1 protein-coding gene is annotated in these 1,822 nt (G+C 39.8%); it reads left to right on the forward strand.

What is annotated here, in order from left to right; all coding sequences use genetic code 11:
* Positions 1-154: 154 nt before the first annotated feature.
* Positions 155-1,690 carry an IS1182 family transposase gene (locus tag R2S08_RS28795; RefSeq protein ID WP_316838348.1) on the forward strand — a complete coding sequence of 512 codons (1,536 nt, stop codon included), beginning with the start codon at positions 155-157 and terminating at the stop codon, positions 1,688-1,690.
* The last annotated feature ends 132 nt before the right edge of the window (positions 1,691-1,822 follow it).

A 1,822-nucleotide genomic window follows, 5' to 3' on the forward strand; every position in this document is an offset into this window, starting at 1 on the left:
AAGAGCCTGTATCATAAATCATGATTCAGGCTCTTTTTAGTTTTAAAGAATTTCTTTCCTACTGACCTTAAGTAATTTAGGTTAATATTTTTCTGTATTTATTTGATTTAAACACTTGATTTTCATATATTTAAGTCATAACTATTAATGAAGCATGGCAGTAAGAAAACCTATTTTTCGGCCCTACCACCAGGACCAGCTCATGGCGTTCCCGCCCAATCTTGATGATCTTATAGCTGCGGACCATACCGTAAGAATCGTCAATGATGTGATCAATTCGATCAATATTGACCCCCTTCTGAAAGCCTATCATGTCCGGGGTGGCTCTAATTATCACCCGCTGCTGCTTTTAAAAGTATTGGTTTATGGATATGTGACCAATATTTATTCCAGTCGCAAGTTGGCTGAAGCCTGCAGGGAAAGGGTTCCCTTTATGTGGCTGAGTGCCATGAACAAGCCCGACCACAATACCATCAACCGTTTTCGTGGGGTACGTCTTAAACATGCACTTCGCAGTGTCTTTGAAGAAGTTGTTAAACTTCTGGTTAAAGAAGAGCTGTTGAGTATTGATCAGGTTTATACCGACGGAACCAAGATTGAAGCCAATGCCAATAAGTACACTTTTGTCTGGAAAAAATCCATCCAGACCAACAAGGAAAAGATGAAGAAGCAATTGGAGGAGATCTGGAATTACGCACAAAGTGTTGCAGCCGATGAGGACATGATGCCTGAACCACCTACTGGGACCACTATCGATAAGGAAAGTGTTAAGGCTACCGTTGAAAAGCTCAATAAGGTTCTTGCAGACAATGATCAGGTTGATAAAAAGGTAAAAGCAAAGCTCAGGTACATTAACCAGAACTTCCCTGCAAATATTGATAAGTATGAGCAGCAGGAGAGTATCCTTGGAGACCGAAACAGCTATAGTAAAACCGATACTGATGCTACATTTATGAGAATGAAGGAGGATCATATGCTAAATGGTCAGCTCAAACCAGCATATAATATCCAGATATCTACTTCTAACCAATTCATTGTAAATTACACCATCCACCCCAATCCAACAGATACCACCACTTTAAAAGCTCATCTGGAGCAACACCAAAGCAGCTTTGGCAAAGTGCCCCAAGCCCTTACTGCAGATGCCGGATACGGATCAGAAGAGAACTACACGCTGCTTGAAGGAAAGCAGATGGAAGCTTATGTGAAATACAATCTGTTTGACAAGGGGCAAAATGATCCCTATAACAAAAAGTACCCCTTTGCCGCCGACAAGTTGTTTTACAATGATCAGCTGGACGTTTATATCTGTCCGATGGGACAACAGATGCATTATATCGGAGACACCACTAAAAAAACTACCACTGGATTCAAGCAGATATACAGAAGCTACCAGGCTAAAAACTGCAGTAACTGTCCTTTAAACGGCATTTGCCATAAATCAAAAACCAACCGCATCATTGAGATCAATATCAACCTGAAGAGGTTAAAGCAAAAGGCACACGAACTATTAAATACTGAAGAAGGAATAAAACATCGAAAAAAGCGATGCTTCGATGTTGAACCAGTCTTCGCAAATATTAAACAGAACCACGGGTTCCGACGCTTCATGCTCCGAGGCAAAGAAAAAGTGGAGATAGAGTGGGGATTACTGGCTATCGCACAGAACTTAAGAAAAAAAGCAGCCTAAAAAGGTCGTTTTTGCTCTCGTTAATCAAAATAATCTTTAGAAAACACAAAAAAAACCTAAATAGAGTAGCTATAAAATATTGAACACAAAAAAAGAGGTTGTATCATTTTTTTATCAATGATACAACCTCTT

The organism is Pedobacter nutrimenti, assembly GCF_032678445.1.
In the GTDB taxonomy this organism is placed as follows: Bacteria; Bacteroidota; Bacteroidia; order Sphingobacteriales; family Sphingobacteriaceae; genus Pedobacter; species Pedobacter nutrimenti_A.